Here is a 26,534-nt window from a genome sequence, read left to right as displayed (position 1 = left end):
TCTACGGAGACGCGATCGGGTCGCTCAGGATTGCGGATTGAATGAAGGGGTGGAGAGCTTTATTAGGGCTTTATTTCTGAGGGAACGGAAGAGATGCCCATCTGATAAGAAGATAAGAAGGGCTGCTGATGTCCTGGTTTTGATTAACCTTCATCCTGCTTGGTAAAGCGTCCGCCCTGATTAAAGTCCCCCGGCCGCAAATTCGAAAGAAAATCGCGAAAGGCTTTGCGCTCGGCTTCATCAGCATCGCGATCGACAGGCATTGAGGCATCGGCAACGACTTCTTCCATGACCCAGATTGGGCTTTTGGTTCGCAGTGCTAAGGCGATCGCATCGCTGGGGCGGGAATCGATTTCTTTTTTCACCTCTCCTTGCTTCATCTGAAGAATGGCGTAAAAGGTATTATCTTGCAATGAGTGAATAACGACCTTTTCCAGCACCATGCCCCATTCGTCCATCAGATTCACCATCAGGTCGTGGGTGAGCGGTCGTGGTGGAGCCTGCCCTTCCAGAACGCTAATAATCGCTCTCGCCTGATCTTGACCAATGTAGATGGGTAACTGCCGACGCTCGGAGGCATCTCGTAGCAGGACGATCGGGCTACGAGAGACTGCATCTAAGGCAATTCCAGCAACTTTCATCTCAATCATTGGCGGAGCCTCAAAAATTCTTTGAGAGAGTTAAATTTCGCTGATTTGGGGTGAAAAAGCAAATCTGCATTGGTAGCGGGAGCAGAGATCCCGAATCCAAAACAGCGAGTACGAATAGAACATATCATTGGACTGGCTACGAGCCTGAGAAAGTTACTTATATTTTCACTCTATCCACCGAAAATCATTCAGTGCTAGACCGTTAAGCGAAGGCTCGATTCCTTATCTTTTGAGTTATAGCAGTTTAATAGGACACACTGCATCCAGTATGCCCTGTTCTTTTAGGGATAATTAGGGGATACGAAGAGGTTTCAAGAAGCTGCCTGGCTCCAGCTCACATAGGGCAAGTTTGCGGCGGTTTGACGAATGCGATCGGCTTGGGCAACGAGCTGACCACAAGCATCCCAGGTTCCGCTGAGGAACATACTGCGAGGTCCGGCTCCCATCTGCACCGGAGCCACAAAGTCATTGACCCGCACCTGCATTGCTTCCAGATCTACTGTGACTGATACCTGAGGATTTGCCGCAATCCGTTGCTGTAGCTCTGTCACGACTGCTGGATCTGCTGTGACGCAGGGAATGCCCATCGCGACACAGTTGCCAAAGAAAATCTCGGCGAAGCTTTCGCTCACGATCGCCCGAATGCCCCACTTTGAGATTGCCTGTGGTGCGTGTTCGCGAGAAGATCCACAGCCAAAGTTGCGATTTGCTACCAGAACAGTTGCGCCCTGATACTGCGACTGGTCAAAGGGATGCTGTCCCTGCATCTGGTCGCGATCGTCTGCAAAGACCTGTGCGCCTAATCCGTCGAAGGTAACGCACTTGAGGAAACGGGCAGGAATAATGCGATCGGTGTCGATGTCGTTGCCGATGAGAGGAACGGCGCGACCAGAAAGGGTTTGAATTTGGCTCATGGGGTTCTCCTTATCGGTAAGTGGGTGAGTGAGGGGGTAGGAGATGAGGAAGTGAGGAAGGGGAATCAGCTCTAGGGTAGTGGTTCGTTCTCGACCTCACAGGCTTTGAGCAAAGAGGAAGTTGCTGTCTTGCGTCCGGTTAAAACGAACGCTCCTAACTCATCTGCCCCGTCTGAGGTCTTGCCAAACGGCCAGCGTTCCAGCATTTCTAGTGAAGGAAGGGATATTAGAGCAGTGCTCGGACATCAGTCACTTGGCCTGTGATTGCCGCTGCCGCCACCATTGCCGGGCTCATCAGCAGGGTACGACCGGACGCAGAGCCTTGCCGTCCCTTGAAGTTGCGGTTAGAGGAGGACGCGCTAATTTGGTTGCCGACGAGCTTATCGGGATTCATTGCCAGACACATCGAGCAGCCCGGTTCTCGCCACTCAAAGCCTGCCGCTTCAAAGATTTCGTTTAGCCCTTCGGCTTCTGCTTGCTGCTTCACCTGCTCGGAGCCGGGAACGACAAACGCTTTGATGCCTTCCGCAACAAATCGACCCTTGGCAATTTTGGCAGCCTCGCGTAAATCACTGATGCGTCCATTGGTGCAGCTTCCGATGAAGCAAACGTCGATCGCCGTTCCTTGAATGGGCTGTCCGGGTTGCAGGTTCATGTAGCTGTATGCCTCTTGAGCCAGTGCCCGATCCTGGTCCGACAACTCCTCTGGGGTAGGAACCGTTTGATTGACCCCAATTCCCTGACCGGGTGTAATGCCCCAAGTAACAGTTGGCGGAATGTCAGCGGCATCAAACACGACGATATCATCGTATTGAGCATCGGCATTGCTGCGAAGGGAATTCCACCAGTCGATCGCCCGATCCCACTCGGGTCCTTTGGGTGCGAAATTGCGGTCTTTGAGATAGTCATAAGTGACTCGATCGGGGTTGACATAGCCGCAGCGGGCACCGCCTTCGATCGCCATATTGCAGACGGTCATGCGCTCTTCCATGCTCATCTGCTCAAAGGTCGTTCCAGCGAATTCGTAGGCATAGCCCACGCCACCCGTCACGCCTAGGGTGCGAATGATGTGGAGGATCACGTCTTTGGCATAGACTCCGGTGGGCAGGGTCCCGTTGACTTCAATCTTGCGGACGTTGAGCTTAGCGAGTGCCAGGGTTTGCGAAGCAAGAACATCCCGTACCTGGCTGGTTCCAATGCCAAAGGCGATTGCGCCAAATGCGCCATGCGTGGAAGTGTGGCTATCTCCGCAGGCGATCGTCATGCCGGGCTGCGTCAATCCCTGTTCGGGAGCGATGACGTGAACAATGCCCTGACCCCCAGAGCCAATGTTATAAAAGCGGATGTTATTCTCTTTGCAGTTCTTTTCGAGTTCCTGCATCATTTCTTCCGCCATCGGATCAACAAACGGACGCGTCTGGCTGATCGTTGGCACAATGTGATCCACCGTGGCAATGGTGCGATCGGGAAACAGCACTTTTAATCCGCGATCGCGCAGCATCGAAAACGCTTGTGGACTGGTGACTTCGTGGATCAGGTGCAGCCCGATAAAGAGCTGTGTTTGTCCTGAGGGAAGCGTGTTGACGGTGTGAAGATCCCAAACTTTGTCGAACAGTGTGCCCTTACTCATAGCGGCAATCGTCCTTACTCAAGGATGTGTGAACTCAAGGATGTGTGACAGGTGGCTGGAGGGTTTCTCCCCTCTAGATCCCCCAATTCTGGAGGATTGTGAAACGAGCAGTGGTGCTTTCGTTTGCTGAAGTGCTGATGTTAGACCTAACTCTTCCAGATTAGGAGGGGCGATTGGTAATGTCCAATATATTTTTAATGCAAGATTAAGACATTTGAAATATGAGTAAATCGGTGATTAATCCTTTGCAGGAACCCTAACTCTTCTCATAAGTTTTAGGTACAATGCCGTCTCTCATCGGTGGCGATCGTCCCCGCGAAAGGCGATCGATCCTCAGACGCAGACGATAAGATATATCATCGGCGGTTAGCTCTATTGAACTGCTCCTCCTGTCTTTTCATCTCTGGATTCTCATGCGCGTTGACATTACCAGTCATCTCAATCCTTCCCAGCGGCGTGCCGTTGAGCATTACTGTGGTCCTTTGCTTGTGGTTGCCGGAGCCGGATCGGGGAAGACCCGCGCCCTGACCTACCGGATTGCCAATATGGTGATGAATCATCGCGTTGACCCGGAAAATATCCTGGCTGTCACCTTTACTAACAAAGCGGCGAAGGAGATGAAGGAGCGGATCGAGAAGCTGTTTTCTGAACAGGAAGCGGAGCAAAAGTACGGAAAGCCGCTGGATGCGCTTGCGCCATTTGAGCAAACTCGGCTGCGATCGCACGTTTATAAAACCATTACGAAAGAACTCTGGATTGGCACGTTTCACGCCCTTTGTGCCCGGATTCTGCGGTTTGACATCGAGAAGTATCAGAGTGAGCAGGGCTATTCCTGGAACCGTAACTTTTCAATTTTGGACGAGTCGGACGCGCAGAGTTTAGTCAAAGAAATTGTCGTTAATCAGAATTTGGACGATAAGAAATTTGAGCCGCGATCGGTTCGCTATGCGATCAGCAATGCTAAAAACCAGGGCTATTCGCCGAGCGACCTGGAGCGGGAGCAGAACAACTATCGCGGACGGGTGATTTCAAATATTTACGCCGAGTATGAGCAGCGGCTCGCTCAGAATAATGCGCTAGATTTTGACGATCTGATTTTGATGCCTGTGCGTTTATTCCGGCAGAATGATCAGGTGTTGGCATACTGGCATAAACGGTTTAGACATATTCTGGTTGATGAATATCAGGATACGAACCGCACCCAGTATGACTTGATTCGATTACTCGTCACGAATGGCGAAGATACGAAGAAATTTAACGACTGGAATTATCGATCGATTTTCGTGGTGGGTGATGCAGATCAGTCGATTTATTCCTTTCGGGCGGCTGATTTTACGATTCTGATGAACTTTCAGGATGACTTTGGTGATGGCTTGCCAGATGACGATACGCGCACAATGGTCAAGCTAGAGGAGAATTATCGCTCGACTGAAAATATTCTCCAGGCAGCAAATGAGCTAATCGAAAACAACACTGAGCGAATTGATAAAGTATTACGTCCGACTCGCGGATCGGGAGAAACAATTTACTGCTATCGCGCCGACGACGAAATTCAGGAAGCGAACTTTGTGGTGAATCGGCTGCGGGAAATGGAACTGGTCAACCCGGAGCTAAACTGGGGCAGTTTTGCAATTCTTTACCGCACGAATGCTCAGTCACGGGCGTTTGAAGAAGTGTTGGTGCAATATGGCATTCCTTACAACATTGTCGGCGGGCTGCGGTTTTACGATCGCAAAGAAGTGAAAGACGTGCTGGCATATCTGCGCCTGATTGCAAACCCAGACGACTCGATCAGCCTGAAGCGGATTATCAACGTACCTCGGCGGGGAATTGGAAAGGCAACGATCGATCGGCTCGAAAAAGCTGCGAGGGAGCTAAACGTTCCCCTCTGGCAAATCCTCAGCGATGAAACTTCGGTGCAGACTTTGGCAGGGCGATCGGCGAAGCCTGTACTGGCGTTTGGTCGGATGATTGAATACTGGCAGTCGAAGATCGAAGGCTCTTCAGCATCGGAGATTGTGCAGGGCATTCTTGATGATTCCCACTACTTGCAGGACTTACGCGAACAAGGAACCGACGAAGCACTGGAACGGCTGCAAAACGTGCAGGAACTTTACAACGCCGTGCTGCAATTCGAGGAAGACAACGAAGAGTCGAATCTGTCGCTCTTCCTGGGAAATGCCTCGCTCGCGTCTGACCTGGATAACCTGAACGAAGCCGCCCAGGAAAAAGTTTCGCTGATGACGCTGCATTCCTCGAAGGGTCTGGAATTCCCGGTCGTGTTTCTCGTTGGGCTGGAGCAGGGATTATTTCCCAATTTTCGATCGCTGGAAGACCCAAAATCCCTGGAAGAAGAGCGGCGGCTCTGCTACGTCGGCATTACCCGTGCCCAGGAGCGTCTGTTCCTCAGCTATGCCCGCGAGCGGCGACTCTACGGCTCCCGCGAACCTGCCAGCCCATCCCTATTCTTAGCGGAACTGCCGAAGGAGCTTTTGCTCAGCAGCGTTGCCAATGCAATTCCCAAAAAGATGACCACCCCAATCCGGGAAGTTCGCAAACAGGCGGCCAGTTCCCCCAGCTATCCCCAGCAGGACTGGACGGTGGGTGATCGCGTCATTCATCGATCGTTTGGCACAGGTCAGGTGACGCACATTTTTGGAGCTGGAAACAAAGCCTGTCTCGCGATCAAGTTTCCCGGCATGGGACAGAAGATTATCGATCCGAAGCTGACCCCGCTTCAGAAGGTTGAGTAGTGCCGGGCAAGCTGCCTAGGTCTTTTAAAGATTTCTATAAGCTGGATAGTCATAACTATCGGTTTATACCCCTTATCAGTTTGATAAGTGTGAAGAGAAGCAGCCAGGCAAGGATGAGAATAGACTAATTTCCGTGGGATTACTGATCCCATTTCCTTGGAAAATTATAAGAATTGTGGAAATTATGGATGCACTAAGTCATCCCTGCTGATGTTCCCTGTTAGCAACCGAGTATCACCCCTCTGTGTTCCTCAAGTGATTCATTAAAAGTTCGCACAGGCTTTTTCTTGGCGCACAAGTGCGGGTTATGTGCTTGATTCAATAAACGTTGAATCAGTTTGATGTCTTTGTAAGCTTTCTAGTACCAAACTGGTTGTCAACATCATTTGACAGCAGTTCATACTAACCTTTTCAGTCCTGTGCTGTTCTCCTTAGAAGGAGTGATTGAGCGCGATCGTCACTCTCCTGAGAATAGCTGGCTTTGCATTGAGTTTGAGCGGGTCTAAACGCTGCTCCACTAACGCAGTGTAGGTTCGCTTTTGCGACAAACAATCAAATTTCCACAGATGTGAGGCTTAAAAATGATTACGCTAGAAACCTTGCAGTGCTGGTTTGACGAGCCTTCCATCAATCGGGTGATGGAGCTTTCCTGTAGAGAGGCTGTGGTCAGTCCTAAGACCCTCTACACTTTTATGCAGAGATTTGTCACCTATGGTAGAACCTACAGCTTTCTGGTGCCGCAACTTGCCAGTGTGATTGGCTCAAGTCCTCTATTTAAAGATCAAAATTGTACGATCGCAGCTCACGCCGAACGCAGTATGGATGTTGCAGCCCATGTGTTTTCTGCTTCAATCGAGGAGTTCCGCGATCCCAGAACAGCAGTTTCCCATCGAACATTGTCCTATGCACTGTTAGACAAGCTGGCAGAATACGCCAATCTAACTCCCGCAGAAGTTAACCAAATTGCCCAAGCGGGTGCGTGGCTCCCTAAGGTACTGGAAGAGGTGCGAGAAGGATATGCTGCCCGCCCAGATGACCTTGGTAGCCTAGTGCGAGCGATCGGATTTCATGCTGGAGCTGAAACCATTGGTAGTAATGAGTGCAGTATTATCAACGCTGTGTTCTTCTCAGAACAGAAAAAAAATTCTTTTGGGCAATTTATCCGGCGCAGCAAGGTGCAATACCCACAGGGAGTGGTTAGCCCCTGGTATTGGATTGCGATTCATGGCACTTTCGAGACGCGGGGAGTAGAAGCTGATCACTCCGATGATGCACTGCTAGCACTGAATCAAGCAATTCAATATAGCAACGCAACGGAGGAGCAGATTGGGGAGTGGGCAAGGCAGGGATTCGCTCATTTCATCGATGTTCAGATGCTGTTTTTCCGGCGCGTTCAACAGGAGCTACAGGAAAGTGTACAAGCCTTAGCTGCCGCTAGCTAAATCGCGCTCTAATCCCTTGTTCTACAGCCGAGATTCACAATTTTTAAGAGTGAGGAGAAATTCATGATGCAAGTGAAAGCCGCGATCGATGGAAAAGGCAAGCAGTTGATCGCAACAATGCCAATCTCCGAGGGTGAAACCTTTTACAAGATGAGCAGCTACAAAACTATTGCCAAGCCCACCTACACGAGCATTCAGATCAGCTACGACTCTAGCATTGAAGACTACGCTTGTCTTGCCAACCTGAATCATAGCTGTGATCCCAATGTCATTGTTGATACTACCCGGATGGAGCTTAAAGCAGCGCGAGACATCCAGCCTGGAGACGAGCTATCTTTTTTCTACCCCAGCACTGAATGGGATATGACTTCTCCCTTCATCTGCCTCTGTAGTGCATCGAACTGCCTGAGGCTAATTGCTGGAGCCAAATACCTCTCCCTCGACGTAATGAGTCGCTATTTCATCAATCGCCATATTGGTGCAATGGCTCTAGAGTGTCTTACTCATCGAGAAGCTTTGAAATCTAAAGGCTTAAAACACCGTGAGCTACACTATCGCTAACGATCCTGCAAGAATTAATCGTGTTTATCCTCCAATTTCAATTCTGATTCACTACTCAATCAATTCACCAATATTGAAATCGATTCTGATCCATCCCCTGAGTTGGCGCAAGTTTTCGAGAATCAATAAGGGAATTTGCCAGTGATGCACCATTAGAAACGGGAGGGGATCGTTGACTCTGAACAGGGCATCTGTGCCGCTTGTGATGTTGCTCAACCAGGTTTGAAGCTGTTTGATCGGTTGCTTCGCAGTTCCCTTTCGGGGAAATAGCACCTCATTCAATCGCCAGAGTTCGTGATAGAGCCAGTAGGTCGGCTTGGCATCTGGAAGCGGGTGTAGGGGTTCGGCGGGGGGTTCTGGATTGAGGTAAGCATCTGCGACGCCGGGGTGGTTGTAGAACAGCGTCACTGCCGTATGAGTGCGAGGGTTACACTCGATCGGGTAAACGGTTCCATCTTCGGTTTGAATGATGTCAAAAGAAGCCTGTCCGATGCCGTCAACGCCTGCGAGAAGACGGGTGATCCAGTCGCTAATTTCGGGTTTATCGACATTCTCGTAGTTCACTTGAAACGCCGAGGAGGGACAGCAGCAGTAGAGTGTTGATTTGCCGTTCCGCACGGTGCTGTGGGTGCAGTATTCCTTGCCGCGAATAAACTCCTGCATAATCCAGGGCTTGTCTTCGCTGATCGGTAAGCTGTTCACAAAAGCAGCCGTTTCTTCAGGCGTGGCGCAGGGCAGTTTAGTCATGTCCAGGCGACGCACAGCATCGTAAGGAATGCTTTTGAGAATGTAGGGATTCTGCTCTTGTGAAAAGTCGAAATTCAAAACTTGTTCTGGTGCAGTGATTTTGAACGATTTGGGAACGGATAAGCCTAACGATCGCGCCTTTTCCGCAAACGCAAATTTGTCGTCTAGCATTCGTGTAGTGTCGGCATTAAAGTGCAACACTTCACAGTAGCCTTCGAGCGGATGTTCATTGACACCGTCTGGGTAAATCACTGCAAAAATGGCAACCGGAATAAATAAATCAACTTTCTCTTGCTCAGCGATCGATCGCAGTTTTCGTTGATAGCCTTCCCAATCTTTAGCAGGGTCAGGAACTGTATAAAATGCATCAACTGCATTCGAGTATTGATTACCGTTCAGCCAGAATTTCTCAGTGTCGATAATAATTGCGCGATGTCCGGCTTCATAAAACGATCGCGCCAGTTGCAGCGTTTTGGTCATTCTTGCTCCCGCAATTAATACCGTTTTGGGAAACTCAGCAACCGTACGAGGTTTCTGGAAAGGACGACTAATCCAGCTCCACAGCAGCGATAAAAGAACAACCGTGAGATTAAAGGGAAATGCGATCGCTAATAAAGCCAACGTTCCCAAGTTTTGAAACAGCGCGACAATTCGTTTATTAAAGCTTCGAAAAGGTGCTGTTTGTTCTGTTATCAGTAAATCTTCGACAGATGAAACATCTGAAGCATTTTGAAGCTGAACGTTTTGCGGAAATGGCTTTGTTTTCATCGATCGCATTAAATCGCATCAATAGGGAGGAATAGGAGTGGCTGTGGAGCGCAGCACCGTAAACTGAGAGTAGCGTAATCAGTCTTTACACAAGGAGCAACCTGTCTAAGGAAGTAGAGCAATTTATTCTGAAGATAGAGAAGTAACTTTTTACTGATTTTAGGAAATGCTGAGAATATTACGATCGTCTGCTTCTGATCATGAAGAATGATCAATAAATAATGCGATCGATAATTGAATGGGCGATCGAACAGTTGCTTCCCAGAAGATCAGAAAAAGAACTCCTGGAGAAACTTGAGTGAAGGCTTATCAGATTCAAACCGCAGACGGGCTGGATGGCTTAGCACAGGTTGAACTTCCTGATCCAACGCCCGGAGCAGGACAGGTACTCATTCGGGTGCGGGCAACCTCGCTCAACTTTCGCGATACGGCGGTAATTCGCGGCAGTTATCCCGGACAAAAGCTTCCGATCGTCCCCCTATCAGATGGTGCAGGCGAAGTCGTAGCAGTGGGTGCGGGTGTCACGCGAATCAAGGTGGGCGATCGGGTTGCAGGCATCTTTTTTCAGGCTTGGCAGTCGGGCAGCTTAACCCGCGAGAAAACGAAATCGGCTTTGGGTGGGGCGATCGACGGAATGCTGGCAGAACTGGTGCTGCTGCATGAAGATGGGGTGGTAAAGCTTCCTGAGTATTTATCTTACGAGGCGGGGGCAACTTTACCCTGTGCGGCGGTAACGGCATGGCACGCTCTTGTCCCCAGGGGTCACTTAATTCCCGGTGAAACGGTGCTGCTGCTAGGGACGGGCGGAGTTTCTATCTTTGCGCTTCAGTTTGCCAAAATCAACGGCGCGAGAGTCATCATTACCTCTAGCAGCGATGAAAAGTTGGCGCGGGCGAAAGCGATGGGAGCCGATGAAACCATCAACTACAAAACCTATCCTGCTTGGGAAGAACAGGTTTACAGATTGAGCGATCGCGAAGGTGTGGATCAGGTAATCGAAGTGGGCGGAGCCGGAACGCTGGATAAATCGCTGCGATCGGTGAGAATCGGTGGACGGGTGAGCCTGATCGGGGTGGTGGCAGGAGCGGGCGACGTGAACTATGCCCAGATTTTTATGAAAAGTATTGATGTGCAGGGAATTTACGTGGGCAACCGCGAAATGTTTGAGGCGATGAATCGGGTGATGACGCTACACCAAATCGAACCTGTGATCGATCGCATCTTTGAGTGGAAAGAGGCAAAGGCAGCGTATCAGCATCTTCAGAGCGGGACGCATTTTGGCAAGATCGTGATTCGTGTTTAATTTGCGCTTGCTCATTTTCTGTCCGATGGAGGAATAGAAGTCGTCCGGGCGATGCAGGTGATTGAGGCGATCGGCTGAGTAGGATCATCAGCAACTTTCCTCCACTCAATTTCTCATGACGAAAACTGCTCTAGTCACAGGCGCATCAAAAGGGATTGGAAAAGCTACTGCTCTAGAGCTGGCAAAGCACGGCTATACTATCGTCCTAGTTGCTCGCGAACCGGAACCCCTGGAAGCGGCTGCGATCGAAGTGCGAAATCTGGGACAGCAAGCATACCCGATTTCTGCGGATGTTAGCAATCCGGTGCAAGTGGAACAGTTAATGCAGCAGGCCATTGCTCAGGCAGGACAAATTGATGTGCTAGTGAACAATGCAGGAATTTACTACATGGGTCCAGTCGAGGATGCGTCGCTAAACGACTGGCACACGATTCTGGATACAAATTTGTGGGGCTATATTCACACGATTCATGCACTGCTGCCGCACTTTCTGACACGCGGAAACGGCACGATCGTCAATGTGGTGTCGATCGGCGGACTTGACCCGATTCCTTATCAGGTTCCCTATTCCACCAGCAAACACGCGCTTACAGGCTTAACAAAATCTCTGCGAGCCGAGGTAGAACCGAAAGGCATTCAGGTTTGCGGCATTTATCCCAGCTTTATTCGGACGCAGCTTTATGAGCGAGCACTCTTTCGCGGCGATGACGCCAAAAATCGGTTTGAGTTGATGTATAAAGCGTTCCACAGTCCGTTTCTGGAAACCCCAGAATTTGTTGCCCAAACGCTGCGAAGGGCGATCGAACATCGGCAAAACGATGTCCTGGTTGGTACGGCAAACTTCTGGACGACTGCGTTTCATGTGGCTCCTGCTGTAATGAAGCCGATCGTCCGACGACTCTTTGGGATGGCAGATTCGCAGCAGGATTTGGCGCGTTGAACAGTTCGCGTTAAACAGTTAAAGGTGAGGAGAGCTTGAGCAGTGGTGAATCTTCTGCATTGCCCCCAAACCCCTTTGAATCAGGGGCGTTGCTGAATTGGAGTATGATACGCCTCCCTAGCCCCCTAATTTTGGGGGGAACTGATCCTCAAAGTCCCCCAGCATTGCGGAATTTAGGGGGCGATGCAGCGTCTCAAGTTGTGTCTTTATACTTCGATTCAGCAACGCCGAATCAGGAACCAAAAGAGAGTTTGAAGCTTTTATCTGCTCAAGGCAAACATCTGAAGGCAAACATGTGCTTAGGGCAATTCAGAACGAAAATTCTTTTATTGCCCGGTTAGTGAGCTACCCAGTTAGCAACCTGGCTAATTAGTGAAAGATTGGCTCAAGAACAATCCAAATTTCCCTCAAGTTCTCTTCATAAATCACCTCTGATACTCTATAACCATCTAGAATGTCATTCCGTGAATTGGGATACACCAATTTCTGAAGAGGATGCGACAGTCTATCAGGGTGTTTTCTCAAGATGTCTTTGGTGTGAGGAGAAATTCATGTTTTTAGGGTCTGGCAAGCGGTATCTCACCATCATTCAATGGGACTGTTTACCTTGGGATTGGTTACCTTGGGATTGCTTACCCACAATAAGCCTGCTCAATTGTGGTTTCTCCCTGTCCTAAGCGCATGGAGATCATTCATCTGACCATTTCCGATGAGACGCTGCGCGACGGAGAACAGCAGGTCGGTTTATGCTTCAGCGCGGAAACAAAACGCAGTCTTGCCCATCAGATTGCTGCCACAGGCGTTCACCAGATTGCTCTTATGCCTGCGGTTCACGAAACGGAAGCTGAACTGGTCAAAATGTTAGTCACTGAGGGGCTTGCCGATCGCCTTGCCGCTTCCACCCCAATGACCTATAGCGCGATCGACCAGTCGAAAAGCTGTGGCGTGGAGCAAATTATTCTGTTTCATGCGGTGTCCGATCACCTGCTGTTTTTGCGCGACCCGGAAATCGATCGCCATCCGCTGTATGCAGGCAAAGCATACCGGGAATCATTGCCCTCTGCGCTTCGTGATCGAATTCGTCGCCAGATGATGGGCAAAGTGGTGGATCATTTGCGCTATGCTGCCAATCTGGGCTTGCGGATTTGCTTCGCTGCTGAAGATGCGAGTCGGGCAGATTTTGAGTTTCTGGTCGAGTGTTTGACCGCTTTTGCGCCCTATGTGGAGCAAATTCTTCTGTGCGATACGGTCGGCATTCTCACGCCCGAAAAAACCTATGTCTGGATTCACGATTTGCTGCAATACGCACCCCAAACGCCAATTGCGGTTCATTTTCACAACGACATGGGCTTGGCACTGGAAAACACGATTCAGGCAGTTCGAGCTGGAGCATCGGGTATTTCTGGAACCTTTGGCGGTATCGGGGAACGGGCGGGGAATGTGGCGTTAGAGCAGGTGCTCAACGGCTTAAAGCTGCGGTTCGGCTGGGAGGTGGCGGGCATTCGCTACAGTGCAGTGGCGCAGGTCGCTGAGAAATTGCACCATCAGGGGATTCGTGCCCATGCGCCCTACTCGCCTCAAGCACAGCATCACGAAACGGGGATTCACGTCCATTCCCTGCTGCGCGATCGCCACAGCTACACCAGCCTGCCCCATAGCCAGGTGGAAATCTGGTTTGGCAAGCATAGCGGGATGAGCAATTTTCGCTATCTGTTTGAACATCATCTGCAAATGCCGCTGACCTCAGAACAATACAAGCAGCTCAGTCAGGCAATGAAGGCGATCGCGATTCAGGAAAATCGATCGTTTTCGCTTGAAGAGGTGTTAACGCTGCTGGAGCAAGGAATTCTATCTTGTGGCGAATCTCATCAGGCAATGATTCCTTTCAAAGTCCAGCCTGACGCGGGATAATGAATTTCCACTGGACTTCTAAGATCAGCTCATTGGAATATTCGCCCGCCTCAATCGGAATATTTTTATGAACTTTGATCCATTTCTTGTCAAGCCTAATTCTTCGATTAAACTTAAACACTACGATCCGCGCTTTATTTCAGGACTAGAAACCCAAGATCTTCACCTTTCAAAAGATGAACTGAAAGCGCGATCGGATGAACTGCTACTTCAGGGGGTAAAGCGGCTCGGTGAACTTCAAGATAAGCTCTACGCCCAAAACACCTATGCGCTACTTTGCATTTTTCAAGCAATGGATGCGGCAGGCAAAGATGGCACAATCAAGCACGTCATGTCGGGCATCAATCCCCAGGGTTGTCAGGTGTTTAGCTTTAAGCAGCCTTCTGCCGAAGATCTGGACCACGATTATCTGTGGCGATACGCCAGAAATATGCCAGAGCGGGGTCGCATTGGAATTTTTAACCGTTCCTACTACGAAGAATCGCTGGTGGTGCGCGTGCATCCTGAACTGCTCGATCGCCAGCAGCTTCCCGACAGACTGAGACACAGCAAAAACATTTGGCAGCAGCGGTTCGAGGAAATTAACAATTTTGAGAAATATCTGACGAATAACGGCGTTGTGATTCTCAAGTTTTTCCTCAACGTCTCGAAAGAAGAGCAAAAGAAACGTTTTCTGAAACGATTGGATGAACCAGAGAAGAACTGGAAATTTTCTGCCAACGATGTCCGAGAGCGACAATACTGGGATGATTATATGAACGCTTTTGAAGACGTATTCAATCACACCAGTACGGAACACGCGCCTTGGTATATTGTTCCTGCCGATCGCAAATGGTATGCGCGCCTGGTCGTTGCGGCTGTGATTCAGCAAACGATGGAGCAGCTCAACTTAGCCTACCCCGAAATCACCCAGGCACAAAGACAGGCACTCGTCCAGGCGCGGCAAATGCTCGAAGCGGAACATTAATCCCCATCAGCAATGCCCATTAGCAAGGTCGATCGGCGAGGTCGATCGGCTATCCCTCAGCTAGCAGTTCTGAGGCGATTGTGCAAAGCTGCTCATGGCAGGTTCCGTTGCTGGCAATCAAACAGCCCCACTGACTCACATCGCCCTGGTTGTAGCGTAGGGACGAGCCGTCTGCATGGGTAAATTTGCCGCCCGCCTCGGTCAGGATGAGTTCAGGAGCCGCCATGTCCCAGTCTTTTGGGGCCGACTTGCCCGACAGCGAAATATATACATCCGCCCGCTGATCGACGATCGCTGCAATCTTGCCGCCGACACTGCCCACCGCAAGCTGATTTTGACAGGGTATCTGCTTCAGCATGGCGTTAAACCGATCGTCTCGATGGGTGCGGCTAACGACCACCGTTAAGTCGGCGATCTGCTCACGGTCCGACACGCGCATCGGCTTTGCTGCCCCGTCTGGCGTTTCTACAAATGTGCCGCCGCCAAGGGTTGCGTAATAAAGCTTATCCAGCTCCGGGCAAGCCACGATTGCCAGCATCGGACGACCCTGATAAGCCAGTGCCAAATGAAAGGCAAATTCTCCAGTTTTGTCGATAAAATCACGGGTTCCGTCTAGCGGGTCGAGAATCCACACCCAATCGTGGGGCAACGGTTCCGGGGCAGCCTTCGCCTTGTAGGTTTCCTCGCTGAGATAGCCAAAATCCTCTGTGCCAAATGCCGCTTCCAGCTTGCTCAGCACATAGTGATTGACTGCCAGGTCTGCTGCTGTCACCGGACCATCTTTTTTGTCTTGAACATTCAGCTCCCGGACGCTGCCGTCCTGCATTGGTTCGCCCCGGTAATAAGCCCGCAGAATTTTGGCTGCCCCCCATCCGATCGATCGGGCAATAGGCAGCATTGAATCTAGCGTCTGCGGGGTCACGGATGGAATTGCCACGTTTGCTCCTCTGGTCTACCAGGTGAAACGACTGCTCAAACACCTTCTGAGATTAGGCTAAGATTAGGCGGTTCGTTTATTACTCCGCTCATTATAAAGGCATCGCTACAGCTTCCCCGGCCTGAATCGCCCATCCTTCTGCCTCATCCAGGAACATCAAAACTTATAAAGGTTTGGGTCTCATCCACGATCGCGTCCCAAAGGCAGTACAGGCACGACTGGCAACCTGAGCCGCCTGCGTTAATGCTTCTGTAAACTCTGACTGCAAGCAGAAATGGCAAAACGCGCCATGAAACACATCCCCTGCCCCCAGCGTATCGACCGTTTGCACCCTGGGAACTGCAACCTCGCCAGACTGTCCCAAACTGCGATAAGCGATCGGCTGCTCTCCCTGGGTGACTGCACTGTGAGGAACCCCCAACCATTCCAGGTAATCCAGCACATCCGGAATGGTTTCCTTTCCGGGTGGACGAAAATTCGCCGAGCAAATCACAAAGTCTGCCTCAGGCAACACCCGCTCGAATCCGGGTTTCCAACTTCCACCATCCACCACGATCGGGATATTTTGTGCCTTTGCTTGTCGGGCGATCGTCTCACTGACCCTCATTTGATGCCCATCGATTAGCACCACATCCACCCCGCTCAAAACTTCTGGCGGAATCGCAACCGGGTCTGCCTGAGACTGCACCGCATTGAGCGAAATCACTGCCCGTTCCCCAGTCGATTGCGTGACCAAAATCGAAGAAGTCGGCGGCGGATCGGTGCGATGGGGCTGCAAATCGACGATCGTCACCCCCCAAGGCTGTACATCTGCCAGAATCAGTTCCCGAATCGGATGCAGCCCCAGCACCCCCAACACCTGAGCCTCGTTCCCCAAATCACTAAATGTCATTGCCGCATTGGTTGCCGGCCCCCCTGCTGCTGCCACATAATCCAGCGCGACCTGCTTTTGATTGCGATCGGGCACATCCTCCACCAAATAAATCAAATCCAGCGTCACCAGCCCAACAAATAATCCCCGTGCCATGTTTCCTGCCTGCAACTATGCGGATGGTTAACTCCTGGTTTTCCCAGTTCGTATCACAGGTTCGTATCACCCCCAATCGTGTAAAAAGTTTAGGAATTGCCAGGAAATAAGACTCTTAAATCAGCTAGATTTCGGGCAATTTTATGAGGCGATAGCTGCTCATAAAACAGCGTCTCGTAGAAAAAACAGGAAATTCCAGCAAATTGTTCCTGGCGGGTTGTTTGCACCTGCTCTTGAATTTGGCTCATGCGAACAGAACTGGTACGAAGTCCGGTCAGAATGCCAATTGCAGTTGGAATATGAGAGCGGATATCGATCACTTCAGCTTTATCAATTTCACCCAAAAAAGCAGATAAATTACTGCGGTAAACCTGTAAAACAAGTTCTTCAACCCATCCTTCCTGCTGCCACGATCGCCAATCCACGCAATAATTGCGGCGAGAAAAGCCTAACGGGTTGGGCGAGAGAGACATCAGACAGCTTCGTTTAGTTTTTACTTCCCTAAAAATGCGCTGAAACAGCAGCGTAACCTTATCGGTTAACCATTGCTGTCGCCTTGAATCGTTTGGGACGATCGGCATCGATTGATTCTGATTTTCCTGACGGTAAAGAGCTTGAGAAAACGCATCATAGCCCAACTCGATCGGCAAGCCAAAATTGTCATCAAGCTGCACCCCATCTACGTCATAGCGAGCCGCCACATCCGTAATCAAATCAATAATGAATTGCTGCACCTCAGGATGACACGGATTTAGCCAAACTTTGCTATTGCGGATAGAATTGTTTTGCTGATCGCTAGTAATGAAATTGGGATAACGCGCTGCGATCGGAGAACCTGGCAAAGCCATCAATCCATACTCAAACCAGGGAATGACCCGTAGCCCCAAAATTCTTGCTTCTGCAACCAGTTCTGCTAACATATCCCGATTCGCAAAATTCGGATCAGGAGTCACCGCAGAGCCAAAAAAATCCTGCGCGACTGAACTTGGATAAAGGGTGAATCCTTTGTTCCAAACAACTGGATAAACGGTATTAAAGCCTAGCTCTTTCAACCATTGCAAACCCTGTACAAGATTGCTGCGGGAATAAAGAACTTTGCTATCCACATTCGTTAGCCAAACGGCTCGTAGCTCCTGAATGGCAACCCGAACGTGCGACAGAAGAAAATATCCTAATTTCCCAACTGTGCCCAGCGATCGAGTCAATTCCACAAAGCAATGATCGCCCACTCGAAATGCATATCGGATCTCAAAAAATTGATCGATCGTAACCATAAATTTATTCGGCAGCGACAGACGATTCGCCGACAGAGGTGCTTTCTTAAACACAGTATTTTGAACAATTCGTAAAACTGGCATAGCTGTCTCTGCTCTCAAAATCAGTCTTCTAATCCATCAACCAGCCCACCCTAACCCGCGTCAGTAACGAACAATCCTCAAAGCTCCCCCTCTCATAAAACAAACAGTCCCTCTCCACGCTTCCCCTCTGTCCCCTTTTCGGTCAAAATCCTAATTGCGCCAGAAAAGCTTTGAGAAGATGACCCATGCTGAACTTAACCGGAAAAAACGCCCTCGTTACGGGTATTGCCAACAATAAATCGATCGCCTGGGGGATTGCTCAGCAGCTTCATGCCGCCGGAGCGAATCTGGGCGTGACTTATCTACCAGACGAGAAGGGACGCTTTGAAAAGAAAGTGTCAGAGTTAGTGGAACCCTTGCAGCCCAGCCTGTTTCTGCCCTGCGATGTGCAAAATGAGGTGCAGCTCCAGGAAACCTTCGACACCATCAAGGACAAGTGGGGCAAGCTGGATATTTTGATTCACTGTCTTGCCTTTGCCAGCAAAGATGCTTTGAGTGGGGACTTTAGCAGCGTCTCCCGGCAAGATTATGCGCAGGCGATCGAGGTGAGTGCCTATTCGCTGGTGAGCATGAGCCGTGCCGCAAAGCCTCTCATGGCCGAAGGCGGCAGCATCGTAACGCTCACCTATCTAGGCGGTGTGCGCGTAATTCCCAACTACAATACGATGGGCATTGCCAAAGCCGCGCTTGAGATGAACGTGCGGTATCTTGCCTTTGAAATGGGCTCGCAAAACGTGCGGGTCAACGGTATCTCGGCAGGTCCAATTCGGACGCTGGCTTCTTCAGCCGTAGGCGGCATTCTGGATATGATCCATCATGTTGAGGAAGTGGCTCCCCTACGGCGCACTGTGACTCAGGCAGAAGTCGGCAACACAGCGGCTTTTCTGTGCAGCGATCTGGCAACCGGCATTACTGGGCAAATTCTTTATGTGGATGCGGGTTATGAAATTATGGGAATGTAGGGGAATGAGGAGATGAGGAAATGGGGAGATGGCATTAATCTCGCAGCTCATCTCATGAAAAAATAAAAAGCCCCACAATTCGATTGCAGGGCAAGGACAGTTAAACGCTAAATCCAGTGTGCTTCTGGCGATCGACCGTTTCCTCTACCTTTGTGCCGATTTCTTCAGTGTCCTCTCTATAGCCGGATCTGACGAAATGCAGGGATCACGATGAGGAGACGTTTTGAGGGTTTGTAATGAGTGATAAGCGGCCAAACCGTTTCTGTGCCAGGTTAAGGTTTCTCAACAATTCCACTCAGAATTCGATTCCACTCAGAATTCAATAAGTTAGCACAATGCCAGAACTTCCCCCGCTCACCAACGCCACTCTTTGGGCAATTTTGCATGACGAGTTAGATGATTCGACGGTCAATCAGCTTGTGTGGCAAGCGTTGGGCTATTGCTACGACGAGACATGCCACCAGTGGAGTCATGCGGCTGTCCCGCAAGACTGGGGTTCTGCCTATCCTGAGCCACCAGACTTTATTGCCAGCCGTCCGGCAACGGTCAAGCTGACGCGATCGATTCCGTCCGAAAACAAGCAGTTGCTCAAAGAGGAACTCGGCTTTCCGGGCTATCAAGTGAATGAGCTGGTTCCCCGTAAGACCCGTCGGGCAACGATTGTGAACTGGTTGCTGAGCTATCGCAGGCTGAGGGCTTCCTCTGCCCACTTCTGACCCTTCTGATCTTCCTGGCCCCTTGATTTTCCTGACCCTTAGATCTTCCTGACCCCTTTTTCCTATGACTCGCGAAATTATTCGTACAAATCAGGCTCCTGCTCCGGTTGGTCCCTACAATCAGGCAGTCGTTGCCGCTGGGCAGCTCGTGTTCGCCGCTGGGCAGATTGCGCTTGATCCTGCGACAGGAACGATCGTCGGTGAAGGAGATGTCGCACGCCAAACTGAGCAGGTTTTTGCCAATCTCAAAGGCGTTCTTGAAGCGGCTGGAGCCACGCTGCAAGATATTGTGAAAACCACTGTTTTTCTAGCAGATATGAATGATTTCGCAGCCATGAATGCTGTCTACGCCCAGTATTTTGATGAGGCACTCGCCCCTGCCCGCGCCTGTGTTGAAGTTTCGCGGCTGCCTAAAGATGTGCGAGTTGAGATTGAATGTATTGCCGTAAAGCCTTAAAGCCGTAAACCGGTCGGCAAGGGGACGGTTTAACGAGCCGACTGCAAAAGCTGCTTAACGGTTTTCATCATTTCTATAGGGTGAAATGGTTTTGTAATGTAGGCATCCGCTCCCTGTTTCATGCCCCAATAGCGATCGAATTCCTGATCCTTGGTAGAGCAGATCAAGACGGGGATATTTTGCATCTCCGGCTCTTTTTTGATCCAGCGGCACAGCTCATAGCCATTCATCTTGGGCATGACAATATCGGTGATGACGAGATCGGGCAGGGCACTCTGCATTTTTTCTTGAGCCTCAAAGCCGTTTGTTGCCTCAATCACTCGAAGTCCGCTATTTTGCAGCAGTTCTGACAGCATTTTTCGTACTATCTGGCTGTCGTCCACGATTAACACCGTACTCATAGCTTCCTTCTCTAGATTCCCCGATAGGTCCTGCAACAGTAGATAGGCTGTCGTACCTACGCACTGACTACAATTCCTTGTCTGGTTTTGCGTTAAACGAGTCTACCCGCTTAGGAATTCATCAGAATTCAGTTGAAGCCTTGACCTCAAGCGATCGAGGTGGCTCTTTTACAGAGTATGCCCAGAAATGCTGCACTTTTCGCTTGGGCAACCTCTCTCTTTCGTAATTTTTTCAGCTTTATCTAGAGAGATCTAGCTGCAAAGGCAACCTGCCAGTCTCAGCAGACCTGCCAGAAGATTTGTTTGAAATACCCCCAGGGGAATTCGAATCCCCGTCGCCTCCGTGAAAGGGAGGTGTCCTAGGCCTCTAGACGATGGGGGCACAAGAATCAGCAAAGCGCAGTGATACTGGGCTAATAAACTGTGCCAATGAATACCAAGCAGAATCAAGCAAAAGCTGAATTCGTCCGCTCTGTATCTGTTTCACTATTGTAAATGAAAACGGGTACGAGTAGCGATCGAAGTCAGTAGAAAAATTTAGGCTCCCCGATAGAGACTTAAACCATCTAAAACAGTTTGTTCCAGGAACAGACTTGGCAGAGTTTGGAAGCTTGCTTGTTGATAGTGCGTTAGCATCAAGCTGATCAACATCGAAACTACCGCTTGGGCTTGAGGCGAGTGGTAGACATCAACCAGTTGAACGTTAACTTTTATCCATACCTTTTTCCCACTATAGGAAGTTCAGTGCAATATGTTATTGAAACCAAGTCATCCTAGGTTGAGGACTTCGTGAATGAAGGCACTCTTACTCTACCCTTGCTTTCCCCAATCTTTCTGGTCTTATGACCGATTTATGGAATTGGCTGGACTCAAAGCAGTCATTCCGCCATTAGGAATTATTACAGTCGCAGCACTCCTGCCAGAGGATTGGGAAATTAGGTTTTATGACCGCAATGTCAAACCTGAAACCGATGACGATTGGGAGTGGTGTGAGATCGTTATTCTCTCTGCCATGCTGGTTCAGAAGCCTGACTTCCACGCCTTGATTCAGAAAGCTGTGCGGTTGGGCAAGAAGGTGGCCGTGGGTGGTCCCTATCCAACGTCAGTCCCTCAAGATGCCCTCGCTTCTGGAGCGCATTACCTGATATTGGATGAGGGGGAGATAACTGTTCCACAATTTTTGGAAGCCCTTGCTCAAGGCAGAGACCAAGGAATTTTTCGCACCACTGAGAAGCCTGACGTCACCACTAGCCCAACTCCCCGCTTCGATCTGCTCCAGCAGGATGCCTACTTGATGATGGCGATTCAGTTTTCTCGTGGCTGCCCCTTCAACTGTGAATTCTGTGACATTATCACTTTATACGGTCGCAAACCCCGCACGAAAGAGCCGGGTCAGACCCTTGCAGAGCTCCAAACTCTATACGACCTGGGCTGGCGGGGGTCTGTTTTTATTGTTGATGACAACTTTATTGGTAATCAGCGTAATGTTAAATGCTTGCTGAGGGAATTGATTCCTTGGATGCAGGAGCGCAATTATCCCTTCACCTTCCTTACTGAAGCCTCTGTGAATTTGGCAGAGGATGCTGAACTGTTAGATTTGATGGCTAAAGCGGGGTTCTACGGCGTCTTTTTAGGCATTGAAACCCCTGATCAAGACAGCCTGCAAGTCACTCGCAAGCTTCAGAACACCCGCAACCCCTTAGTAGAAGCTTGTCGTACTATTAATCAAGCTGGGTTACTCATTTACGCCGGATTTATCATTGGCTTTGATGGGGAACGAGCGGGTGCTGGTGAGCGAATTCGAGCCTTTGTGGAAGAAACCGGCATTCCTCAACCGATGCTCGGCGTTCTACAAGCCCTACCCAATACCGCACTATGGCAGCGACTTGAAAAAGAGCAGCGATTATTAGAGGGCTTGGGTGCTGTTGAGGTAGGAGATCAGAATTCATTGATGAATTTTACTCCCACCCGTCCGATCGCTGAAGTTGCCAATGAGTACATTGATGCGCTCTGGACAATGTATGAACCCAAAAACTATCTCAAGCGTTGTCTCCAGCAATGTCTGAGCATCAGAACTAATCCTCAGCTCCAGCAGAATATGTACTTTCCACCAGGAAAAGGTCTACGGCTCGTTGCTCAGTTGATTTGGCATCAAGGTATCTGGCGATCTGAGACTCGCGCTCAATTTTGGCAACAGCTTTGGACGATTTTGCGTAGTAAGCCTCAATTTCTCAATATGTATCTTGGATTATGTGCTGCCGGAGAGCATTTCTGGGAGTACCGCGTTTTAGCAAGAGAACGGATTACCCAGCAGCTAGGCTACGATCCACTAACAGTGCCTGTGCCAGCAGTAGAAGAATCGATGTCTGTGACAGCATAGTTTGGCCTGGAGCCTTCTACAAGGCTCAGATAAGGTTAGGGGTGCTGAATTATCACAGTTTTGGAGGGAGTCGCAGGGTGAGCGAGTTCATCTAATTTGACGATCGCTTCTCTCGGAAATCTATACTGAGTATTTATTCCTGCGTAACTGTACCCAAAAAAATGGGGGACTTTCCGACTATGCCCGCAACTCAAAAGATAGGATGATGAACCCATATCAAAAACGCCAGCCGCACCCTATTTAGGCTGGTATATAGGAAAAAGCCCTAACCGATCGGCTAGGGCTTATTGTTTTATGGGGCATAGTTTTATAGGGCACAGCGATTGAAAAACCTCATCCCCCTTGTCTCGATCGGATGAGGCAAAACTCATAAGGTGCATGGAATATCGTTCTCAGATTCCCATGCAGCTATGAAATTGTGATAAAACGGCAGAAGCTCAACCCAGCGATCGTTGCTACAACATAATAAAGTTGAATATCTCTATAGCGTCCAGCTAGTAATGTCCAGCCATTAATATAAATAAATGCCCTGGTAGGAGTCAGGGCACTCAAGAGAGGATAGAGTTTTTACAGTTGCTTAGATGTTTCTAGATCCACTTGCAGATGTCCCATTTCCTGATAATTTGCTGGAAGATTAATCTGCTTACCGCTTCAATTGGCACAATTACCCGATCGACCTATCGACAAAGCCCCAAAAATTTACTGAATAGTCCAGCGTTAGTCCAAAGGCTTTTTCAACTTATAAAAACTGCTCCTGGCAAAATTTCTACCTTTTTGCTTAGTTACGTATTGCAAACAGGCAGGCAAAAGATCGCGCAAATCCTTGATTTTTCCTTGTTTTAGCGACCGAGTAACTGGCACACTCAGGCACGCCTTTGTATAGCAGCCGAAAAAAATGGTCGTTAAGGATAAGCTGTCCCGCTTACGATGATTGATCTCTGTGGAGACGAACGGAATTTAGCACAAGACATAGTTTATCGGCTCTACAACGACCCCTCACGCAGTCCTAGTAGCAAAGTCCTCCACAAACTAGCGAAAGCCTTGCCCTTCAGCGCTCTTAATGATTGGCTCAAGTTTGGGCTGGTGGACAAAGAGCGACGATCTCTTTTTGTTCGAACAGCTGAAAATTTTATTGAACATCTCAAAGAAGAATCTGATTGGCTTAAGCAACTTTCAGAAGTGGTAAGACAGGGTGATCACGCCAAAGCCAAAGAATTGGTGGAGGAGTTCGATCGCTGTTTTTCTCGTCGGTAGCACTAGTCAAGGGCTTTGTGCTGCTCACGCCATCTTGAATTGTTGGTGGAAGACTTCGATTGCTAAACAAAGGCGAACTAGGGGCATCCTCAGGACACTCGATCGTTACCCCTCCCACTGCTCCGGGAAGGTTTAAACCAAACCTCCCTCTCAAGCAAACCCATGAAATTCTCTCTTGCAGTGCTGACGATCGCCCTATTTCTTCCCGCACGTCCGGTTTCCGCTCAAGCCCTCAATGTGCAAGGGCTTCAGGCTCAGTTGCACCAGCAATACTGCTCACAACAGTGGGCAGACGCAGCCAGCACAGCCGATCGACTTCTCGCGGCTCCAATTCAGTGGAATCTAGGGCAGCGAGAGCAGATGAGTGACCATCGCGACCTGCTGGCTCGCTACGCCCAAACCGGGGCAAGATTCAGCACGATTCCCGGCTGTGGCGATCGGATTTCGACTGAGCAGTGGGAGCGAGCTGCAAGCACAATTAGAAATGGGGCAGGAAGCGGCGGCAGAAGAACAGGCGGAGCCTCCCACGCGAGCAGTCCGGTTTCAAGCGGTTCCAGTATTGGCAGTTCTGCGATCGACTTTGACCTTCCCTATCGCAGTGGTCGTTCCTCAGTCGGCAGCAGTTCTTCTGGCAGTAGCTCTGCCTCAGTTGACACCAACTCTTTTGGCGGCAGTGATTTTCTGGGGCACGGCGGTTCCTCGTTGTCGCTTCCCATCCAAACTTCTCTCCCCCTCTCGGTCGAGCTTAGCGGGTCTACAGGAGGCGGAAGCTGTAACACGCCGAGTGACATTGCCACTGATAGAAGCCGCTGTAGTGGCAGAGCTGTAAGTACACGATCGAGTGGCAGGTAAAAAACTTACATCTCAGGTAGAGGTATGAACTGCTCAAAGATGGCGAGAGGACAACCCCGCAGCTGACTGAAGCAACCCAAGGTGGGCAAGCGCAAGTCCAGCTCTGTTACAAACGCCTCTGTGCTCGCCAACTCATCGAGCGATCGGGCAAGGGGCGAGCTTGCCACCCGTATTCGTCCCGTATTCGTACAGATTGGAGTTGAATGGCTCTGGCAACGAAATGGGGAAGGGTGAGCGTCGATTGGGAGAACTAGCTAAACGGCGATGTAATTCCGCTTCATCTGTTGTCTGCTGCCGAATGACTCTCGATTAGCCATCAAAAAGCCTTCCGATCGCACTGATTAGAGGGCTTGCATGACATGGGCTCATTTCAGAAATGCTTTGCAACGATCGACCCTCCGACTCAGCCTTGTCCCAATCGAACTGCTGGTTGCCTAGCCAGTACCCGAAGCTCGGACGTGATTCGATCGGCGAGTAGTTCCATATCGTGACTAAACAGCGGTACACTTAATAGTTAGATACACTTTTAAGAAATCAAGATTTTATTTGACACCGTATCCTGAATTTTATTGATAGTGCTGCGCAACGCTATTGAGTGCAAAGGCTTTGGTATATGGTTCTTAGAGCTACTACCACCGTACTTAGTTAACACGCACGGCATTCTATAAAACAGGCAACAAAGGACGCTTGATCAATATGGGTTGGGCACCGTATCAACCCATCAGGCAGATTCGTTCAAATGGAATCAGGGACGGATTCCTGAGTGTCTATCGACCATCAAAACTATCAAAAAGGTTAGATGTATCTTTATGTCAATTGCTGTTGGAATGATTGAAACCCTGGGTTTCCCGGCGATTACCGAAGCGGCGGATGCCATGGTGAAAGCGGCTCAGGTTACCTTAGTCGGCTACGAAAAAATCGGCAGTGGTCGAGTCACCGTCATCGTTCGGGGCAATGTTTCCGAAGTTCAGGCCTCGATCGCCGCGGGCATTGAGTCGGTCAATCGGGTTAATGGCGGCTCTGTGCTGTCAACTCACATCATTGCGCGCCCCCATGAGAACCTGGAGTATGTGCTGCCCATTCGCTACACCGAAGCAGTCACGCAGTTTAGAGATGGGATGTAAAACTTCCACTTCAAGAAAAAGAGGTTGCTAGGGGCGAAGCTATACCTGACATTCCGCCCTTTCCACTGGCACACTGACTATTAACGACTGAAGCAATTAGCTTCATAGCGATCACCTACTCACCGAGGAAGGCTGACGGGGACATCTCCCTAAGCCGATCGCATGAATATTTTGACTGCTTTTCCTACCTTTAGCAGGAAGGAGATGTAAAGCATAATTGCAATAATCAATACATAACAAGAAAGGATTTAATAAACCGCTCCCTAATCATCGGGGGCATTTTTATTACTTGGAACGTTCTTCAAGACAAGCCCTCGACTAGTGCAACATTGATTGCCCTAACGTCTCCCAAGCTGAAGTGCTAGTGATGGGGGAATTCCCCTAGTCCGACCGATAGAGTACCTCGACTACTTTCTCTATCAATAGTTAGATTGAAATATGAAGTGACTTTGTGATTATCTGTACATAGCATATTTGTTG

The 26,534-nt window shown here is 49.7% G+C and carries 23 protein-coding genes and 1 tRNA gene; 14 read left to right on the top strand and 10 right to left on the bottom strand.

All coding sequences use genetic code 11. From position 1 onward, the window contains the following. Nucleotides 1–143 precede the first annotated feature (143 nt). The 4 genes from NDA02_RS03825 to leuC form a co-directional block, all read right to left on the bottom strand. Nucleotides 144–650, bottom strand: coding sequence for a bifunctional nuclease family protein (locus NDA02_RS03825; protein WP_190793083.1), 507 nt, complete (start codon nucleotides 648–650; stop codon nucleotides 144–146). 311 nt (nucleotides 651–961) lie between these two features. Continuing rightward, complete coding sequence (gene leuD, locus NDA02_RS03820) at nucleotides 962–1,564, bottom strand: 3-isopropylmalate dehydratase small subunit (protein ID WP_190793082.1); 603 nt, start codon at nucleotides 1,562–1,564, stop codon at nucleotides 962–964. 71 nt (nucleotides 1,565–1,635) lie between these two features. Then, nucleotides 1,636–1,770: a hypothetical protein gene (locus NDA02_RS03815; RefSeq protein ID WP_277879209.1), complete on the bottom strand. Its 135-nt coding sequence runs from the start codon at nucleotides 1,768–1,770 to the stop codon at nucleotides 1,636–1,638. A 20-nt stretch (nucleotides 1,771–1,790) separates the two neighbouring features. Continuing rightward, nucleotides 1,791–3,194: a 3-isopropylmalate dehydratase large subunit gene (gene leuC / locus NDA02_RS03810; RefSeq protein WP_348254434.1), complete on the bottom strand. Its 1,404-nt coding sequence runs from the start codon at nucleotides 3,192–3,194 to the stop codon at nucleotides 1,791–1,793. 413 nt (nucleotides 3,195–3,607) lie between these two features. On the opposite strand from leuC, the gene pcrA reads away from it, so the two are divergent. The 3 genes from pcrA to NDA02_RS03795 all read left to right on the top strand — a co-directional run bounded on the left by pcrA (nucleotide 3,608) and on the right by NDA02_RS03795 (nucleotide 7,950). After that, nucleotides 3,608–5,947, top strand: coding sequence for a DNA helicase PcrA (pcrA, locus tag NDA02_RS03805; RefSeq protein ID WP_348254432.1), 2,340 nt, complete (start codon nucleotides 3,608–3,610; stop codon nucleotides 5,945–5,947). 581 nt (nucleotides 5,948–6,528) lie between these two features. Next, entirely contained in the window at nucleotides 6,529–7,389 is an 861-nt protein-coding gene (locus tag NDA02_RS03800) for a hypothetical protein (RefSeq protein WP_348248409.1), read from the top strand. 63 nt (nucleotides 7,390–7,452) lie between these two features. Next, on the top strand, nucleotides 7,453–7,950 hold the full coding sequence (locus NDA02_RS03795) for an SET domain-containing protein-lysine N-methyltransferase (RefSeq protein WP_348254431.1): 498 nt from the start codon (nucleotides 7,453–7,455) through the stop codon (nucleotides 7,948–7,950). A 51-nt stretch (nucleotides 7,951–8,001) separates the two neighbouring features. On the opposite strand, the gene NDA02_RS03790 is transcribed toward NDA02_RS03795, so the two are convergent. Next, on the bottom strand, nucleotides 8,002–9,465 hold the full coding sequence (locus tag NDA02_RS03790; protein ID WP_348254429.1) for an ATP-grasp enzyme: 1,464 nt from the start codon (nucleotides 9,463–9,465) through the stop codon (nucleotides 8,002–8,004). Nucleotides 9,466–9,763: 298 nt separating this feature from the next. Between NDA02_RS03790 and NDA02_RS03785 the strand changes: the two genes are divergently transcribed. From NDA02_RS03785 to NDA02_RS03770, 4 genes are all read left to right on the top strand, one after another. Further along, complete coding sequence (locus NDA02_RS03785; RefSeq protein WP_348248406.1) at nucleotides 9,764–10,768, top strand: NAD(P)-dependent alcohol dehydrogenase; 1,005 nt, start codon at nucleotides 9,764–9,766, stop codon at nucleotides 10,766–10,768. 115 nt (nucleotides 10,769–10,883) lie between these two features. Then, complete coding sequence (locus NDA02_RS03780; RefSeq protein ID WP_190791366.1) at nucleotides 10,884–11,708, top strand: SDR family oxidoreductase; 825 nt, start codon at nucleotides 10,884–10,886, stop codon at nucleotides 11,706–11,708. Nucleotides 11,709–12,389: 681 nt separating this feature from the next. Continuing rightward, complete coding sequence (locus NDA02_RS03775; protein WP_190791368.1) at nucleotides 12,390–13,619, top strand: 2-isopropylmalate synthase; 1,230 nt, start codon at nucleotides 12,390–12,392, stop codon at nucleotides 13,617–13,619. A gap of 67 nt (nucleotides 13,620–13,686) precedes the next feature. Continuing rightward, nucleotides 13,687–14,586 carry a polyphosphate kinase 2 family protein gene (locus tag NDA02_RS03770; protein ID WP_348254427.1) on the top strand — a complete coding sequence of 300 codons (900 nt, stop codon included), beginning with the start codon at nucleotides 13,687–13,689 and terminating at the stop codon, nucleotides 14,584–14,586. A 49-nt stretch (nucleotides 14,587–14,635) separates the two neighbouring features. Here the strand turns inward: NDA02_RS03770 and NDA02_RS03765 are convergent, their stop codons facing one another. The 3 genes from NDA02_RS03765 to NDA02_RS03755 form a co-directional block, all read right to left on the bottom strand. After that, complete coding sequence (locus NDA02_RS03765) at nucleotides 14,636–15,484, bottom strand: inositol monophosphatase family protein (protein WP_190792041.1); 849 nt, start codon at nucleotides 15,482–15,484, stop codon at nucleotides 14,636–14,638. A 202-nt stretch (nucleotides 15,485–15,686) separates the two neighbouring features. Continuing rightward, the gene (locus NDA02_RS03760; protein ID WP_190792039.1) at nucleotides 15,687–16,550 is read right to left on the bottom strand and encodes a sugar kinase; all 864 of its coding nucleotides are present in this window, start codon (nucleotides 16,548–16,550) and stop codon (nucleotides 15,687–15,689) included. Nucleotides 16,551–16,639: 89 nt separating this feature from the next. Next, nucleotides 16,640–17,908 (bottom strand): family 10 glycosylhydrolase, encoded by a 1,269-nt coding sequence (locus tag NDA02_RS03755; RefSeq protein ID WP_190792038.1) that lies wholly within the window; start codon nucleotides 17,906–17,908, stop codon nucleotides 16,640–16,642. Nucleotides 17,909–18,093: 185 nt separating this feature from the next. Here NDA02_RS03755 and fabI point away from each other — a divergent pair, with 185 nt between their 5' ends. From fabI to NDA02_RS03740, 3 genes are all read left to right on the top strand, one after another. Beyond that, nucleotides 18,094–18,870: an enoyl-ACP reductase FabI gene (fabI, locus tag NDA02_RS03750; RefSeq protein WP_190792037.1), complete on the top strand. Its 777-nt coding sequence runs from the start codon at nucleotides 18,094–18,096 to the stop codon at nucleotides 18,868–18,870. Nucleotides 18,871–19,205: 335 nt separating this feature from the next. Next, nucleotides 19,206–19,586, top strand: a complete 381-nt coding sequence (locus NDA02_RS03745) for a DUF1823 family protein (RefSeq protein ID WP_190792036.1) — start codon at nucleotides 19,206–19,208, stop codon at nucleotides 19,584–19,586. Nucleotides 19,587–19,650: 64 nt separating this feature from the next. Next, a complete protein-coding gene (locus NDA02_RS03740; RefSeq protein WP_190792035.1) occupies nucleotides 19,651–20,043 on the top strand; it encodes a RidA family protein in 393 nt (130 codons plus the stop codon). A gap of 29 nt (nucleotides 20,044–20,072) precedes the next feature. On the opposite strand, the gene NDA02_RS03735 is transcribed toward NDA02_RS03740, so the two are convergent. Continuing rightward, nucleotides 20,073–20,444, bottom strand: a complete 372-nt coding sequence (locus NDA02_RS03735; RefSeq protein ID WP_190792034.1) for a response regulator — start codon at nucleotides 20,442–20,444, stop codon at nucleotides 20,073–20,075. Nucleotides 20,445–20,753: 309 nt separating this feature from the next. Next, a tRNA-Glu gene (locus NDA02_RS03730) sits at nucleotides 20,754–20,826 on the bottom strand. Nucleotides 20,827–21,237: 411 nt separating this feature from the next. Here NDA02_RS03730 and NDA02_RS03725 point away from each other — a divergent pair. The 4 genes from NDA02_RS03725 to NDA02_RS03710 all read left to right on the top strand — a co-directional run bounded on the left by NDA02_RS03725 (nucleotide 21,238) and on the right by NDA02_RS03710 (nucleotide 26,054). Beyond that, nucleotides 21,238–22,824 carry a B12-binding domain-containing radical SAM protein gene (locus tag NDA02_RS03725; protein ID WP_348254424.1) on the top strand — a complete coding sequence of 529 codons (1,587 nt, stop codon included), beginning with the start codon at nucleotides 21,238–21,240 and terminating at the stop codon, nucleotides 22,822–22,824. Between the two features lie 927 nt (nucleotides 22,825–23,751). After that, entirely contained in the window at nucleotides 23,752–24,078 is a 327-nt protein-coding gene (locus NDA02_RS03720; RefSeq protein WP_190790098.1) for a hypothetical protein, read from the top strand. Between the two features lie 162 nt (nucleotides 24,079–24,240). Then, on the top strand, nucleotides 24,241–24,930 hold the full coding sequence (locus NDA02_RS03715; RefSeq protein ID WP_190790099.1) for a hypothetical protein: 690 nt from the start codon (nucleotides 24,241–24,243) through the stop codon (nucleotides 24,928–24,930). A gap of 809 nt (nucleotides 24,931–25,739) precedes the next feature. After that, nucleotides 25,740–26,054, top strand: coding sequence for a carbon dioxide-concentrating mechanism protein CcmK (locus NDA02_RS03710; RefSeq protein WP_190790100.1), 315 nt, complete (start codon nucleotides 25,740–25,742; stop codon nucleotides 26,052–26,054). Nucleotides 26,055–26,534 lie beyond the last annotated feature (480 nt).

Source organism: Leptolyngbya sp. ST-U4 (assembly GCF_039962215.1).
In the GTDB taxonomy this organism is placed as follows: domain Bacteria; phylum Cyanobacteriota; class Cyanobacteriia; order Elainellales; family Elainellaceae; genus Leptolyngbya_A.
The sequence above is the reverse complement of the archived record's forward strand: the minus strand, read 5'-3'. Positions and strand labels throughout refer to the sequence as shown.